Source organism: Chitinibacter sp. ZOR0017 (genome assembly GCF_000799095.1).
Lineage (GTDB): Bacteria > Pseudomonadota > Gammaproteobacteria > Burkholderiales > Chitinibacteraceae > Chitinibacter > Chitinibacter tainanensis.
The window spans coordinates 21,510-36,708 of record NZ_JTLG01000034.1 but is presented as its reverse complement, the minus strand read 5'-3'; the positions used below and the strand labels follow the sequence as shown (position 1 = coordinate 36,708).

11 protein-coding genes are annotated in these 15,199 nt (G+C 58.1%); 3 read left to right on the top strand and 8 right to left on the bottom strand.

Going from position 1 to position 15,199, the window contains the following annotated elements; genetic code table 11:
• Positions 1–14: 14 nt before the first annotated feature.
• Positions 15–932 carry a DMT family transporter gene (locus L991_RS11255; RefSeq protein ID WP_197053871.1) on the bottom strand — a complete coding sequence of 306 codons (918 nt, stop codon included), beginning with the start codon at positions 930–932 and terminating at the stop codon, positions 15–17.
• A 167-nt stretch (positions 933–1,099) separates the two neighbouring features.
• Complete coding sequence (cysG, locus tag L991_RS11250) at positions 1,100–2,596, bottom strand: siroheme synthase CysG (protein ID WP_255350788.1); 1,497 nt, start codon at positions 2,594–2,596, stop codon at positions 1,100–1,102.
• A gap of 150 nt (positions 2,597–2,746) precedes the next feature.
• Between cysG and L991_RS11245 the strand changes: the two genes are divergently transcribed.
• The 3 genes from L991_RS11245 to L991_RS11235 all read left to right on the top strand — a co-directional run bounded on the left by L991_RS11245 (position 2,747) and on the right by L991_RS11235 (position 4,785).
• Positions 2,747–3,064 (top strand): c-type cytochrome, encoded by a 318-nt coding sequence (locus tag L991_RS11245; RefSeq protein WP_028448774.1) that lies wholly within the window; start codon positions 2,747–2,749, stop codon positions 3,062–3,064.
• Positions 3,065–3,216: 152 nt separating this feature from the next.
• Entirely contained in the window at positions 3,217–4,131 is a 915-nt protein-coding gene (gene msrP, locus L991_RS11240) for a protein-methionine-sulfoxide reductase catalytic subunit MsrP (protein ID WP_047395389.1), read from the top strand.
• Between the two features lie 21 nt (positions 4,132–4,152).
• Positions 4,153–4,785, top strand: coding sequence for a sulfite oxidase heme-binding subunit YedZ (locus L991_RS11235; RefSeq protein ID WP_052190828.1), 633 nt, complete (start codon positions 4,153–4,155; stop codon positions 4,783–4,785).
• A gap of 211 nt (positions 4,786–4,996) precedes the next feature.
• Here L991_RS11235 and L991_RS11230 read toward each other — a convergent pair whose 3' ends face one another.
• The 6 genes from L991_RS11230 to L991_RS11205 all read right to left on the bottom strand — a co-directional run bounded on the left by L991_RS11230 (position 4,997) and on the right by L991_RS11205 (position 15,189).
• On the bottom strand, positions 4,997–6,619 hold the full coding sequence (locus L991_RS11230; RefSeq protein ID WP_047395386.1) for a hypothetical protein: 1,623 nt from the start codon (positions 6,617–6,619) through the stop codon (positions 4,997–4,999).
• A complete protein-coding gene (locus L991_RS11225) occupies positions 6,616–7,032 on the bottom strand; it encodes an HIT family protein (RefSeq protein ID WP_047395383.1) in 417 nt (138 codons plus the stop codon). The genes L991_RS11230 and L991_RS11225 overlap by 4 nt, the downstream gene beginning before the upstream one ends.
• 311 nt (positions 7,033–7,343) lie before the next feature.
• Entirely contained in the window at positions 7,344–11,228 is a 3,885-nt protein-coding gene (locus L991_RS11220) for a DUF3683 domain-containing protein (RefSeq protein ID WP_374749646.1), read from the bottom strand.
• Between the two features lie 143 nt (positions 11,229–11,371).
• Complete coding sequence (locus L991_RS11215; RefSeq protein ID WP_047395378.1) at positions 11,372–12,946, bottom strand: GGDEF domain-containing protein; 1,575 nt, start codon at positions 12,944–12,946, stop codon at positions 11,372–11,374.
• Between the two features lie 8 nt (positions 12,947–12,954).
• On the bottom strand, positions 12,955–13,968 hold the full coding sequence (locus L991_RS11210) for a lipopolysaccharide assembly protein LapB (protein ID WP_028448781.1): 1,014 nt from the start codon (positions 13,966–13,968) through the stop codon (positions 12,955–12,957).
• A gap of 66 nt (positions 13,969–14,034) precedes the next feature.
• Positions 14,035–15,189 (bottom strand): iron-containing alcohol dehydrogenase, encoded by a 1,155-nt coding sequence (locus tag L991_RS11205; RefSeq protein WP_047395373.1) that lies wholly within the window; start codon positions 15,187–15,189, stop codon positions 14,035–14,037.
• Positions 15,190–15,199 lie beyond the last annotated feature (10 nt).

The window sequence follows — 15,199 nt, the reverse complement described above, 5'->3', positions numbered from 1 at the left end:
TATACGCCGACCGCTTAGCTCGGCTGCGCCGCGCGCAAACGCGCCAGCGGATTAAAGCCGGTGACCAAGGCCGTCCCCAGCAAAATAATCAGGCCACCGGCCAGCGTATTGCTGCCGATATGCTCGCCCAGCAGCAAAGCCCCCCAAAGCACCCCAAAAATCGGAATCAAAAACGTCACCGTTAGCGTTGAGGCGGCGCCAATATCGCGCACCAGACGGAAATACAGCAAATACGCCACGCCGGTACAGAGTATCGCCAGCGCCAGCACCGCGCCCCACACTAGCGGGGTTGGGCTGGCCGCAGGGCTACTCACGGTAAGGAGTGGCAACACCAGCAAAGTGGCGCCCCACATACTGCCGTGCGCACTCTTAAACGGCGCGAGGTGGCTGGCTTTGAGTTTGGCATAGCTACTGGCTAGGCCATAACACAGCGTGGCGCCAAGGCAGGCGCCAATCGCCCAAGCTGCGCCGGGCTGGCTGCTTACCCGATCAAACCCCACCAGCACCGCGACGCCCAGCATACCGAGCAGAAGGCCGAGCATCACGCTGCGTGCGGGCAAACGCCGCTGCAAGCTGGCCATAATGATCGCCCCCCAGATCGGCGCGGTGGCATTCAAAATCGACATCAGCGAGGCATTCAGCTGGCGGGCGGCAAAGCCATACGCCAGAAAAGGCAAGGCCGTATTCAATAGCCCCAGCACCAGAAAATGCCGCCATTCCCCCAGCGGCAAACCCTGCCGCAGCAGCGCCGCCACGGCGCCAAGAAACAACGCTGCAAAGCCAATCCGCCCCGCAATCAGCCACACCGGCCCTAGCGTCGGTACGGCCACGCGCAAAAACAAAAACGACGCGCCCCAGATGGCGGCAAGCAAAAACAGTTGGCTGAGGTGACGTAAGGGCATAGTGGGATTCGCAGCGAGGGATAAAGGCATTGTGCGCTGCTGGAGGCCGCTTGCCTAGGCAGGCGCTGAGCTACATGGCTGGTAGACTTACATTGCGGCCTTGCGTTGGCCATTCGTCTGCGGGTGAATGCAAACAAAAGCCCGCCAAAAGGCGGGCTGATTGATGCGCTTGCTCACGACTGAATACAGACTGCGCTTTAGCTCGCCGCTTCCTGGCGCCAATTCAGCTGCCCATGCAGCTCCACCACATGGCCGATGATAAGTAGGGCCGGCGGTTTGATGGCGGCGCTGTGGATATCGGCGGCGAGGGTGGCGAGCTGGCTGATCACCACGCGTTGCTGCGGGGTGGTGGCGCGCTCGATAATGGCGACAGGGGTATTGGCCTCACGGCCATGCTGGATAAGCTGTTCGGCAATATACCCCGCTTGCGCTACGCCCATATACACCACGACGGTTTCTTGTGGATTCACAAGGCGCGCCCAATCGAGCTCCAGTTTATCCGCCTCGCTCTCAGTCGCGCGCCGGTGGCCGGTGACAAAGGTGACCGATTGCGCATAATCGCGGTGCGTGAGCGGGATGCCGGCATAGCAAGAGGCGCCGGCGGCCGAAGTGATGCCCGGTACTACTTCAAACGGAATTTGCGCCGCGGCCAGCTCGGCAATTTCTTCCCCGCCGCGGCCAAAGATAAAGGGGTCGCCCCCCTTGAGCCGCAGCACTTTATTGCCAGCTTGCGCCAGCCGCACCAGCAGCTGGTTGATTTCTTCTTGCGGCAAAGCGTGGTTGCTGGCTTTTTTGCCGACATACACACGCTCGGCATCGCGGCGCACCAGCTCCATAATCGCCGGCGACACCAGATTATCGTACAGCACTACATCGGCTTGCTGCATCAGCCGTAGCGCCCGGAAGGTAAGCAGATCAGGGTTGCCCGGGCCGCTGCCCACCAGATAGACCGCGCCGCGCACCGGCGGCTGGCCGCTGTGCAGAGCGTCTTCCAGCGCGCTACGGGCCGCGTTCACTTGGCCGGCAAAGACCTGATCGGGGATCGGGCCGGCCAGTACGTTTTCCCAAAATTCCCGCCGGGCGGCCGGATCGGGTAGTTTTTCTTTCGCCAGGGGGCGCAGCTCGCTCCCCAGCCGGGCCAAGTCGCCCCAGCCATGCGGGATGAGCGCTTCGAGCTGGGCGCGCAGATGCCGCGCCAGCACCGGCACGCCACCGCCTGTGGAAAGCGCGATCGTCAGCGGGGCGCGATCAACAATCGCCGGGGTGATAAAGCGGCTATGCGCCGGGTCATCTACGGCATTGACCAAAATGCCCGCGGATTCGCAGGCAGCAAATACGGCCTGATTGACCACCGGCTGATCGGTGGCGGCAATCACCAGCCGCATGCCGACGATGTGGCTGAGTGAAAACTCACCGGGCCGCCAGTTCAGCCGGCCGGCGCGTACTTCGGCTAAAAGTTCATCGCAGATTTGCGGGGCGACCACGGTGAGGTCGGCGCCGGCGCTGGCTAGCAGGCGCATTTTGCGCAGCGCGATTTCCCCGCCGCCAACCAGCAGGCAGGGTTGTTGTTTCAAATTCAGAAAGAGGGGGAAATAGTCCATGGGCATCTCGGGCGGTGAGCCGCCATTGTCGCGCATGCCGGCGGCGGCGCGTGGTTTTCCGGGGCGATTTTGATCTAGATCGTTTTTGCTCAAGGTGAATTATGCCATGCTGCTCGCCAGCACAATCGCAAAGCTGCGCGTGCAACGCGCACCGCGGCCCTTGTGCCGGCCTTGTCTTTACAATTTATGCATGCGCAGCCACTGCGCCGGGCCAGTTGAATTGATCAAAACAGGAGATCTGCCATGAAAGGGATAAGCAGCACCGTACTGGCCGGGGTGGCCATGGGACTGATTGCCGCCGCGAGCCATGCCGCGGGGGTAGAAGATGTGATGAAGGCCAAGGCCTGTTTTGCCTGCCATGCGGTCGATAAAAAACTGGTCGGCCCCGCGTATAAGGAAGTGGCAGCCAAATACAAAGGCGACAAAGCCGCGGTGAGCAAGCTGGCGACCAAGATTCAAAAAGGAGGAGCAGGGGTGTGGGGGCAAGTGCCGATGCCTGCCAATGCGGTGACTGAAGCCGAGGCCAAACAGATGGCCGAATGGGTATTGGCCCGAAAATAAAACTCACCTGCAACACACTGACCCCGGCCTGCTGCCGGGGTTTTTTTCGTCTGGCGTGAATGCATTGCGCGCTGGCGAGGGCAACGCAGCCACTGCCATTGGGGCGGGTTTTCGCGCATACTGGCAGCATGAGTGTGCCGTGGAGCTAAGCCATGCTGATTCGCCGCCCGACCGATATTGCCCCTTCTGAAATCACCCCGCAGGCGCAGTATTTGCGCCGACGCGAGTTTATGGCGCTGGCTGCGGCCACGCCGCTCTTGGCCGGCGAAGCGCTGGCGGCGCTCACCGGCAAACCCAGCCCATTTTCCACCACCGAGGCGCTGAACACCCGCCAGCAAATTACCAGCTACAACAATTTTTACGAGTTTGGCACCAGCAAGGAAGACCCGGCCGCCAATGCGCAGCGGCTGAAAACCAGCCCCTGGCAGGTGGCGGTCGAAGGCGAGGCGCTCAAGCCTAAAGTCTTCGGGCTGGAAGAAATCCTAAAACTCGCACCGCTGGAAGAGCGGATTTATCGCCTGCGCTGTGTCGAAGGCTGGTCGATGGTGATTCCGTGGATTGGTATCCCGCTGGCGAGTTTACTCAAAGCGGTGCAGCCTACTGGCAAAGCCAAATTCGTCGCCTTTGAAACCCTGCTCGACCCGCAGCAAATGCCCGGCCAGCGTACGCGCGTGCTGGATTGGCCGTATAAGGAAGGGCTGCGGATCGATGAGGCGTTGCACCCGCTCACGCTGCTGGCGGTTGGCCTGTATGGCGAGGTGCTACCCAAGCAAAATGGTGCGCCGATTCGCTTGGTGGTGCCGTGGAAATATGGCTTTAAGAGCATTAAATCGATTGTGCGGATCCGCCTGCAGGAAACCCAGCCGCCCACCAGCTGGAATCTGGCCGCGCCCAATGAATATGGCTTTTACTCCAATGTGAACCCCGCCGTGGCGCACCCGCGCTGGAGCCAGGCTACCGAGCGGCGCATTGGCGAGTTTTTCAAACGCAAAACCCTGCCATTTAATGGCTATGGCGAGCAGGTGGCGGGCTTGTATCGCGGGATGGATTTGCAGAAATTCTTTTAAGTGGTGGGGTATAAGCCGGTAATGTCAGTAAATCATGATTTGGCGGGCAATATCCCGCTATTGTATCGCTGCCTGCAGCATAAGGCCTGCTGGTGGCTGCTCTTGCTGACGCCTTTGCTGCGGATGGTGTGGCTGGTGCTGCAGGGCGAGCTCGTGAACCCGATTGAATTTATCACCCACAGCACCGGTACCTGGGCGCTGAGTTTACTGTGCGCCACCTTAGCCATTACACCGCTGCGCCAGCTGAGCGGTTGGGCGGGCTGGCAGCGCTATCGGCGTTTGCTGGGGCTGTTTGCGTTTTTTTATGCCTGCCTGCACTGGCTGACTTATTTGTGGCTGGATCAGTTTTTTGCGCTGGACGCGATCGTGGAGGATCTGGTGAAGCGGCCGTTTATTTTGCTGGGGATGCTGGCGTTTACCTTGTTGCTGCCGTTGGCGATCACTTCAACCCAAGGCTGGATGCGGCGACTAAAGCGCCGTTGGGGGCAGCTGCATCAGCTGGTGTATCCGGCGGCGCTACTGGGCGTGCTGCATTATCTGTGGCTGGTGAAGCGCGATCTGACCACGCCACTGCTGTTTGCCGCCGGGCTGGCGCTATTGCTGGGCTGGCGGCTTTGGCGTTGGGCGAAACCGCGTTGGGGCTGGGCACGGTAGATATTCATGTCATGCCAATGATGGCGGCATGCGCTGCTTGGCGGCTGATCACCGCAAGGCGGTAGGGCTCCACACTTTGGCTGTGGCCGCACGCGTTTAGCGGGCGAAACAAAAACACCGGCATGCAGCCGGTGTTTTTTGGTGAAGGGCGTTGGTGGTGGTCAGTTGGCCGTGGCTTGCTCGTGAGCAAATGGCGTGCGCTTGTGGCTAATTACAAGCCACCCGAGCCTACAAAATGCACGCGTTCAAAATCCGCCCCGCGTTGCAGCAGGCTAACCAGCCGGATGCGATGCATGGTCTGGCCATCCCAGTAATCCAGCAGCCGGCCCTGCCGGAACCAGCCGGGCGGCAGCAGTAGGCTGGCGGGAGATTTTAGCGCCGGCACGGCATCGATCATCACCACCGAGGTGAAATCACTCTGCCCAAAGCGCGCGGCATCTTGCGCACGGATACTGGCGGCATGCGGCGTGCCGGGCAGCAGCTGCAGGCCCAATTGCTGTTCGCCATCTTGCTCGGCCAGCCAACGAATCTGCCCGATGAGGCGCTGTTGGCCATCGGCAATCATCAATACCTGGTGCAGTACCAGCCGCTGTGTCTCATCCCGCGGGCGACGCAGGCACATACCCTGGGCTGTTTCATTGCTGATCTGCCATTGCTGGGTTTGCGGCGCCAAGGGCGTAACCGGCGCCAGCCGAGCGCTGGTTTGGCCAAACATGCGAATCTGCATCAGCTCGGCGCTACTCATCTGCTGCTCGGCTTGCGGTGGCGGGGCAAAGTGCCCGGCGGCCAGCCACAGATGCAGGTTTTTCAGCTGCAGCCCGGCTTCGAGATAGCGATCGGTAGGGCGGCGGGGTAATTGCCGCTCAAGCGGATGATCGCACCAGGCGCGATATAGCTCGCGCAATAATTCTTCGGCGGCTTGTGGCCCCAGCTCGCTGCCCAAACCGATTTTTTCCGGCATTTCACCCATGCGCAGCAGCTTGATCCGTTTGCTGAGCACTTGCGCCAGCGACAGGGTATCGATGCTCAGCTCATCGGCTTCGCCGCGGCCATCGGCCCGCAGCGGTACGCCGGGCTCAGCCAGATTGATCAGCAGCGGTGGCCGGCCAGGCAGGCCTTCGGCCTTGGGGGCCAGTGTGCTGCGGGTGGCTAATATTTCTAGCCGTTTATGCAGCCACAGCTGTTGCTTATGCGAATACTGGTAGGGATTGGCCGCGGCAAACAGCAGCGCGTGCAGGAACATCGCCTCAGGGGTGCTGACCCCACTGATCTGGACCAGGCTATCGCGGGCTTTGAGCTTATCGATGTGCTGCGCGCGCGCTAACTGGTAAAAGGCAAATAACTGCTGCCAATCCCGCGCCGGTGGACGGCGATAAATCTGCACCTGGCAGGCCATGGCCTGATTGGTGTAATACAAGGTGCGCTCAGCCAGCAGGGGCAGGTATTCGGCGACGGTTTGTTCGCCGCTGCAGGCGGCGCGCCAAGCCAGCGCATAGGCGTGCTCTAAATGCAGCCACATGCTGTAGATGGCAAACCAGGTTTCCTGCTCGGCGGGGGTGAGCGGCACGGGCTTGCCGATCAGTTTTTCCTGCATGCCCTCTTGCAAGATGTGCACGGTTTCGCGAAATTGCTCGATGATTTTCAGTGCATCTAGCGCCGGCAAATCGCTGTGATTGAGCTGGCTGATGGCTTCGGTGAGCTCGGCATGGGCCACCGGCACATTAATCAGTGGCAGTAATTTCAGCCAGTCGCGCGCGCTGCGTACATCCTGAAACGGCGGTACTTGGCCGCGATCAGGTTGGGGCAGGGCACGCTCAATCCACTGTTCGATCATGGTGCCAGTTGCTCCAGCGCTTGCCGTAGCGCCGCCAGGTCAGCCGCCGCGGGCTGATGGCGAGTGCGATCGGCCGGCTTTGTGGCCCAAATTGGCGCCGGGAAATGCAGATCATCTTGCCAGCGCGGAATCACATGCCAATGTACATGCGGCACCATATTGCCCAGGCTGGCTAGATTGATTTTGTCTGGATTGAGTGTTTGCCGCACGGCCGACTCTACCGCCCAGACAATCGCCATTAGCGCTTCGCGTTCGGCCAGCGGCAGATCGGTCATTTCGGCCTGATGCTTGGCCAGAATAACCCGACAAAAGCCCGGGTAATCGGGCTCATGCGCTAGAACGACGCGGGCAAGGTGATTGCGCCAGACGACTTCGCCGCCGTCTTCATGACACAGGGGGCAGTGGGTGTTCATGTTCAAACCAGTGTTTTAATTTTGTGTTGATTATATTACGGCGCGCCCGTTTGGCGAGTAGGGCAAAACCACCGTTCATACCGCAGAGGTGAGTCGTATTACAAAAATCAAACGCTGGGCTTGCAAGCTTACTCAAGCCGCGATTATGCCCCAGCATTTGTTGCGATTTGGCGAGGATAATCAGCGCACTGGGGTTTTCTTACCATAGCAGGCTGTCAGCTTGGCGGTGGCATAAATCACAAAGGGCAGGCCTAATCGGCGCTGCCCTTTGCGGTGTTCATACAACAGTAAATGCTAATTTAAGCCAGGGTTTAAAGCAGAACCCGCTCAATCCCGCCATTGCTGGCCTTGGCGACATACTCAGGCATCCAGTTTTGCCCCAGTACCGCCTTGGCGATTTCGACCACGATGTAGTCGGCTTCGGTGCCGGCATCGTCGTTGTAGCGATTCAGGCCCTGCAGGCAGGATGGGCAAGAAGTCAGGATTTTGACTGGCGCTTTGTCATTGCCCGCATCGGCACGCAATTTGGCCGCGCCTTTTTCCATTTCTTCCTGTTTACGGAAACGCACTTGGGTCGAAATGTCGGGGCGGGCAACGGCAAAGGTGCCCGATTCACCGCAGCAGCGATCATTCAGATCGACGCGTTGGCCCATCAGCTGGTTGGCTACTTCCACCCCTTTGTAGGTCTTCATCGGCGTGTGGCATGGCTCGTGATACATATACTGGGTACCGCTCACACCTTCAAGCTTGACGCCCTTTTCCAGCAGATACTCATGGATATCCAATAGACGGCAGCCCGGGAAGATTTCTTCAAAGCGGTATTTAAGCAGCTGATCCATACACGTACCGCAGGAAACCACCACGGTTTTGATGTCGAGGTAGTTCAGCGTATTGGCCAAGCGATGGAAGAGCACGCGGTTTTCCATCGTGATCTTGTCGCCTTTATCCTGCTGGCCGCTGGACGTTTGCGGGTAGCCGCAACACAGATAGCCCGGTGGCAGCACCGTGGTGGTGCCCACATGCCACAGCATGGCTTGCGTGGCCAAACCCACCTGGCTAAACAGCCGCTCCGAGCCGCAACCCGGGAAGTAGAACACGGCCTCGTTGTCGTCGTTCAGACGCTGCGGGTCACGGATCACTGGTACTACATTGCTATCTTCCACATCCAGCAAGGCGCGGGCGGTTTTCTTCGGCAAGCCACCTGGCATCGGTTTATTGATGAAGTGAATCACCTGCGCCTTGATGGGCGCTGTGCCCAGCGTGGATGGTGGCTGCTTGGTCACGCCTTTGAGCAGACCAAATTTCTTCGCCACCGAATGCCCCAGCCGCTGTGCTTTGTAACCCCAGCCGATCATCATGGCGCGCATCAGTTTGATGGTGGCCGGATCTTTCAGCGTCAGGAAAGTCATGCCCAGCGCCGAGCCCGGGTTGAATTTCTTTTTGCCTTCTTTGCGCAGGAAATTGCGCATTGCCACCGACACATCACCAAAGTCGATTTTCACCGGGCATGGGTTCACGCAGCGGTGACACACGGTACAGTGATCCGCCACATCACCCAGCTCTTCAAAGTGCTTAAGCGAAATGCCACGGCGGGTTTGCTCTTCGTACAGGAATGCTTCGGTGAGCAAACCGGTGGCCAGAATCTTATTGCGTGGGCTGTACAGTAGATTTGCGCGCGGCACGTGGGTGGTACACACCGGCTTACATTTACCGCAGCGCAAACAGTCTTTGACCATATTGCTGATGCTGCCGATATCGGATTGCTCCAGAATCAGCGATTCAGTGCCCAGCAGGCTAAAGGATGGCGTATATGCATTGGTCAGATCAGCGCCGGGCAAGAGCTTGCCCTTATTAAAGTGGCCGTGCGGATCGACTTTTTGCTTGTAGGTTTCAAACGGCTGCAGTTCAGCGCGAGTGAGGAATTCGTACTTGGTAATGCCGATACCGTGCTCGCCGGAAATCACGCCATTCAGATCGCGGGCCACTTGCATAATGCGCGCCACTGCGTGGTGAGCGCGTTGCAGCATATCGTAGTCGTCCGAGTTCACCGGCAAGTTGGTGTGCACATTGCCATCGCCGGCGTGCATATGCAGCGCGACCCAAGTGCGGCCTTTGAGGACTTTCTGATGCAGGGCATGAATTGCATCCAGAATCGGCTTATCAGTGCGGCCGCTAAATAGCGTTTCCAGCTCGGTCAGCAGCTCGCGTTTGTAGGAAATGCGCAGTACAAAATCACGCAAGGCGTGGAATACACTTTGCGGCAGCTCATTGGCATCGACTGCTTTTTCGAGCGGCAGCTGGGGGAAGGCGCTTTGATACAGCTCGAACGCGACATCCAGATTATTGTTTACCCACTGCCAGTGCTGGCGGGTTTGCTCGATAAAAGCCAGCGCTGATTCACGGCGATCACCAATCAGTACATCATGGCTGACCGGTGCATCGCTGGTATCGAAGGGCAGGCGGCCTTGGGTGAAAAACTCGCTCAGCTGGTCGAGTAATTCCAGTTTGTTGTGAATCGACAGCTCGATATTGATGCGCTCGATGGCGTCAGAGTATTCACCCAGGCGCGGCAGCGGAATCACCACGTCTTCATTAATCTTGAAGGCGTTGGTATGTTTGGCAATCGCTGCTGTGCGGGCGCGATCCAGCCAGAATTTTTTCCGCTGCTCGGGCAGCACGGCGATAAAGCCTTCGCCACCGCGGGCGTTGGCCAGTTTCACCACATGGCTAGTGGCTTCGCCCAGCGCTTTTTCATCATCCGACACAATATCGGCAATCAGCACCATCTTGGGCCGGCCTTTGGATTTGGCCTTGGTGGCATAGCCTACCGCGCGGACATAGCGCCAATCGAGATGCTCCAGGCCAGCGAGCTGCACGCTCGGATGGGCATCGAGATAATCTTTGATTTCAACAATCGACGGTACGGCGCGGCTCACTTCACCGAAGAATTCCAAACACACGGTGCGGATATGATCCGGCATGCGGTGCAGCACAAAGCGGGCACTGGTAATCAGCCCGTCAGTACCTTCTTTCTGAATGCCAGGCAGGCCAGCGAGGAATTTGTCGGTAACGTCTTTACCCAAGCCTTCCTTGCGGAACGTCCGGCCAGGGATCACCAGCGTGTCTTCACCGAGCTTGGTTTTACCATCGGGTTTGAATTTGCTAATGCGGAAGGTAGCCTGCGCCGCATCATGGATTTTGCCCAGATTGTGATCCATCCGCTCGATAAACAGCCAGTTGCCATCGGGGTCGACCATTTTCCAGCTGACCAGATTATCGAGTGCTGTGCCCCAGAGTACGGCCTTTTTACCGCCGGCATTCATGGCGACATTGCCACCAATACAGGAGGCATCGGCTGAGGTCGGGTCCACCGCAAACACGAGGCCCGCGTCTTCCGCAGCTTCCATCACGCGGCGAGTCACTACACCTGCGCCACACTGAATGGTGGCGACTTCGTGATCCACACCGGGGATGCGGATTTTCTCAACGCCCTGATGGCGATCGAGTTTTTCGGTATTGATCACCGCGCTCATCGGCGTCAGCGGTACAGCACCGCCGGTGTAACCGGTGCCACCCCCACGCGGGATAATGGTGAGGCCCAGCTCAATACAGGCGGAGACCAGCGGCGCCATCTCGGCTTCGGTATCCGGGGTGAGGACCACAAAGGGGTATTCCACCCGCCAGTCGGTGGCATCGGTAACATGGGAAACCCGCGCCAGACCATCAAATTGGATGTTGTCTTTGCGCGTGAGGGCGCCCATTTTTTTCAGGACTTTCTTGCGCAGAATGCCGATATCGCGGAATTCGCGTTCAAATTCATCCACGGCCTGCCGGGTGCGGGCGAGCAGAATATTCACCCGCTCGTTTTCCTGGCGGCGTTTTTCGATTTCGGCCAGCCGATGATGCATGGCTTCCACCAGCAAACTCAGGCGCTTGCGGTTTTCCAGTAGATCATCTTGCAGATACGGATTGCGCTTCACCACCCAGATGTCGCCCAATACTTCAAACAACATACGCGCCGAACGGCCGGTTTTACGCTCTTGGCGCAGCTCGTCCAAAATACGCCAACCATCATCGCCCAGCAGGCGAATCACGATTTCACGATCAGAAAACGAGGTGTAGTTGTAGGGAATCTCACGCAAGCGTTCTTGCGATTGGACGATGGCGGCGGCGGTCTGGTCGGCCATGAAGGGCATCTCCGGCGGGAAAGACGGCTAAAGACCGAATTTTAACGGAAAAATGCTTACTTAAACTCGCAAATTTGATAGGGATTTGCGCGAGCTCGGCTTTTAGGGCGCTAGCAGCGGTTTGGTGAGGCTTTTTTTCAGCTGACTGGCAATTAGTAGACGACCTGATTGCGGCCAGCTTGCTTGGCTTTGTAAAGGTTTTGATCGGCGCGCTGCACCATGCTGCTGAGCTGGGCATCGTTCTGATATTGCGTTACCCCTACGCTAATAGTGAGCTCCATGCCATGCTCGATTTTGCCCCATGGCCATTGCGACACCATTAAGCGCAGCCGCTCGGCGACATCGCGCGCGGGTACGCCACTGCGCGAGGGGAGTAAGACCAGAAATTCTTCCCCACCCCAACGACAAACCAGATCATCCTGCCGGCAACCGGATTTAAGCAGCGCACCAACTTGCCGCAAGACCGAGTCACCCACCAGATGGCCCCAGCGGTCATTGATGCCTTTAAAGTAATCGATATCAATCATCAACAAGGCCAGTGGCTCTTGATGTTCGGGATTGGATTGCAGGCCTGAGCCGAGTTTGAGCTCTAGTCCGCGGCGATTGAGTAGGCCCGTTAGTGGGTCTTGTGAAGCCAGATAATCACTCTGCAGCCGCGCTTGTCGCTCTTCGGCATGTTGCTCGCGCAGATTGAGGTTTTCCAGGCGGGTTTTTTCGACTTCGAGCTTGGCTTCCATCATATGCAGCCGTTGCGGCGATGCTTGGCGCAAGAGCTGGTAATGATGCTGGTAGCCTTGGCGGTGATATTGCAAGGCCAGGGCGTACTCTTTCCGTTCGGCATGCACATCGGCCAGCGCAAGCTCCAGCTTATAAATCAGATGGGCTGCGCCGATCTCATTGGCCAATGTCAGGCTGTGTTTGAGTGCCTCCAGCGCCGCATCCAGCTGGGTACGGGCGAGGGCCAGGCGGCCGAGTAGGTATAAATTCTGCGCTTCGCCCCAGTGATTCTGGTGTTGCTGGTTCAAGCCTTTCGCCCGTTCGAGGTAAGACTGCGCCAGCGGATAATCTTTTTCTAGCAGTGCCAATTGCCCCAGCCCGCCCATCGCCGCCGCTTGATATTCAAGGTTGTGGGCTTCTTGCGCCAGAATCAGAGCTTGTTTCAAGGTTTGCTTGGCATTTTCCAGTTGCCCGAGCTCGAGCTGATCAACGCCGATATTGATTTCAATCGCAGCTTTGGTGACCAGATCGGTAGAGCGGTAGGCATGGTCACGCGCTTTCAGATGGTGATTCAGTGCCTGATAAAACTCGTCGTGGGCAAAATACAGCTGGCCAATTCCCAGCTGGCCTTTAATGTAGATGGCGTCGTTTTCAATCGCCAGTGCGGCATCTAGGCATTGAGCCCAGGCTTCTAATGCGTTGTCATAATCACCCTGCGTATAGCAAGCGCGGGCGATTTCTTGCAGGCAGTCAGGAATCAAGGCCACCAATTGGTGCAGGTTGGCCATATACAGCGCATGCCGCATTAGCGGCAGTCCATCCGCGAGCTGACCCTGAATGCAGCTAATGCTGCCTTGCAGGAAGAGCGCCTCGGTAAACCCTGCGGTGTAATCGAGCGGGATGGATAAATTGGCCGCATGCTGTGCGCAAGCCAGTGCCTCTGCCGAATGCTCGCGAGCTAGATCACGGGCGCGCTGATTTAGATTGTCGACATCGGCGTGGCTATGCATCGGGCGGCTCACAGGTATTCAAGGCGCAGCTCCATGGTTTCCAGCTCACCTTCACCGGTTTGCGCCAGTAATTGCTGGCGCAAGGTATGAAAGAGTGATTCGTGCCCACTGGCGAGCTCTTCTTGCGCCAGGTGCCGGTATACGCGGCTAAGAATCTCATGCAAATGCTGCTGCAGGTGTAGCGCGCCCAGCGAACAAGCTTTGTTCAGCGCTTCCACCAGTTGTTCACGCGCGATATCAATCATGCCGCTGGCAAAATACACTTTGCCCAGTGTGAGCAAAGTACTGGCTTCGCCCCACAGATTAATGTGCAAACGGTTGATCTTTAGGGCCACTAGGAGGCTCATTCGCGCTTTGTCATACTCGGCATTGAGCAGTTGAATCTGACCAATCAATGCGTAAATTTCGGCTTCGTTACGATAGTTCTGATCGGCCTTAACCAGCGGTAGGGCACCTTTGAGTACGACATGGGCTTCGGCCAGCTTTTGGCAGGCAATCAGATCCACCCCGATATTGATCAGAATCGCGGCTTGCAGATGATAATCGTCCGAGCTGGCGGCCAGCTCTTCTGCCCGGCGATGGTGGGCGAGGGCGGATTCGAAATGCTCGCTCGCATAAAATAATTGCCCCATGCCAATATGGGCTTTGATGCGGGTTTCCAGGCTGATGGCGCAATCGGGTAACGTGAGGCAGCGGCGCCAGTAATCACTGGCGCGGCGGTAATCGCCCATGGTGTAGTAGGTGCGCCCCAGTGCTTGCAGTTGCTCGCCCTCTTGCCGGCCAATGGGCGCGCGCGCGGCGATTTGGCCGACTTCCTGCAGATAATCCAGCACTTCGCTGTAGTTACCAAAGTCATACACGCAATTGGCCATCAGGCACAAAGCGCTGGCTTCCAGCTCGGGCAAATCGCGTTCGCGCGCCTGGTTGCGCACTTCTAGCGCAATGGCCAGGCTCTCGGTGCTTTGCGAGTTCAGCAGTTTGTGCGCCTTGGCCAATTGGCGGCGCAGATCAGCCTCTTGCATGCGATGATCGTAAGGTATGCGTGAAAGGCCAAGCATACCATTACACTTTTATTTTGCCCTGCCTGACTACGCGGCTGTGATCAAAATGGCACGGCAATCTTGGGGGCTGAGATCTTGGGCTTCGCCTAGCCGGGTACGCTGATGGCGGATCAGTTGTTGCGCTACGCCATCGGCCGCAGTCTGCGCATCCAGCTGGTAGGCGCCGAGGCGGCAGGGTAGCCCCATCTGGGTGAAAAATGCTTCGGTGCGCTCAATGGCCGCCACGGCCACCACGGCATCATCACCGCTTAGCCCCCACACGCGGCGACCATATTGCGCCAGCTTGGCCATTTTGCTGGCTAAGCGATAGCGCCACAGCGCTGGCAGCACAATCGCCAGTGTTTGGGCGTGATCCAGCCCGAACAGCATGGTGAGTTCATGCCCCATGGCGTGTGTGGCCCAATCTTGCGGCTGGCCCAGCCCCACCATGCCATACAAGGCCTGATTGGCCGCCCACATCAAATTGGCCCGCGCGTCGTAATCAGTGGGCTCGGCCAAAGTTTGCGGGCCGATTTCGATTAAGGTTTGCAAAATGCCTTCGGCCAGCCGATCTTGCACCCGCGCCTCATTGGGGTAGGTGAGGTATTGCTCGGTAGTATGCACGAAGGCATCCACCACGCCATTGCCAACTTGGCGCGCTGGTAGGCTGTAGGTGAGGGTGGGGTCCAAAATCGCCAGTTGAGGGAAGACCAGTGGATTTTTGAATGACAATTTATCTTGGGTGGCGCGGCGGGTAATCACCGCGGCGAAATTGGATTCCGAGCCAGTCGCTGGCAATGTCAGCACTGCGGCGATTGGCAGCGCACTGTGCAGTGGCGTGCGGTTGCCGATAATCAGCCAAGGATCGCCCTGATGTGGTACGGCTGCCGCGACAAATTTAGCGCCATCAATGACCGAACCGCCGCCGGCGGCCACGATGTAATCCAGTTTTTCCTGCCGCGCAAGCGCAACTGCGCGCAGCAAGGTTTCGTATTCGGGGTTAGGTTCGATTCCGCCAAATTCATGGCAGACCCGCTCACCTAGTGCCTCGATAATCTGATTGTATGCGCCGTTGCGCTTGATACTGCCACCGCCATACAGTAGCAGCACGCGGGCATTAGCAGGGAGCAGCTGGCTTAGTTGTGCAATCTGGCCTTGGCCAAACTCAATGCGGGTTGGGTTGTGAAAACTAAAGTTGTTCATCTTAGCCTCA

What these genes read in the sequence shown, in the direction of transcription:
- L991_RS11225 (WP_047395383.1), bottom strand. Translation starts at nt 7,032, where the DNA reads ATGAACACCCACTGCCCCCTGTGTCATGAAGACGGCGGCGAAGTCGTC.
- L991_RS11220 (WP_374749646.1), bottom strand. Translation starts at nt 11,228, where the DNA reads ATGCCCTTCATGGCCGACCAGACCGCCGCCGCCATCGTCCAATCGCAA.
- L991_RS11215 (WP_047395378.1), bottom strand. Translation starts at nt 12,946, where the DNA reads ATGCATAGCCACGCCGATGTCGACAATCTAAATCAGCGCGCCCGTGAT.
- L991_RS11235 (WP_052190828.1), top strand. Translation starts at nt 4,153, where the DNA reads ATGTCAGTAAATCATGATTTGGCGGGCAATATCCCGCTATTGTATCGC.
- L991_RS11255 (WP_197053871.1), bottom strand. Translation starts at nt 932, where the DNA reads ATGCCTTTATCCCTCGCTGCGAATCCCACTATGCCCTTACGTCACCTC.
- L991_RS11210 (WP_028448781.1), bottom strand. Translation starts at nt 13,968, where the DNA reads ATGCAAGAGGCTGATCTGCGCCGCCAATTGGCCAAGGCGCACAAACTG.
- L991_RS11205 (WP_047395373.1), bottom strand. Translation starts at nt 15,189, where the DNA reads ATGAACAACTTTAGTTTTCACAACCCAACCCGCATTGAGTTTGGCCAA.
- L991_RS11230 (WP_047395386.1), bottom strand. Translation starts at nt 6,619, where the DNA reads ATGATCGAACAGTGGATTGAGCGTGCCCTGCCCCAACCTGATCGCGGC.
- L991_RS11245 (WP_028448774.1), top strand. Translation starts at nt 2,747, where the DNA reads ATGAAAGGGATAAGCAGCACCGTACTGGCCGGGGTGGCCATGGGACTG.
- msrP (WP_047395389.1), top strand. Translation starts at nt 3,217, where the DNA reads ATGCTGATTCGCCGCCCGACCGATATTGCCCCTTCTGAAATCACCCCG.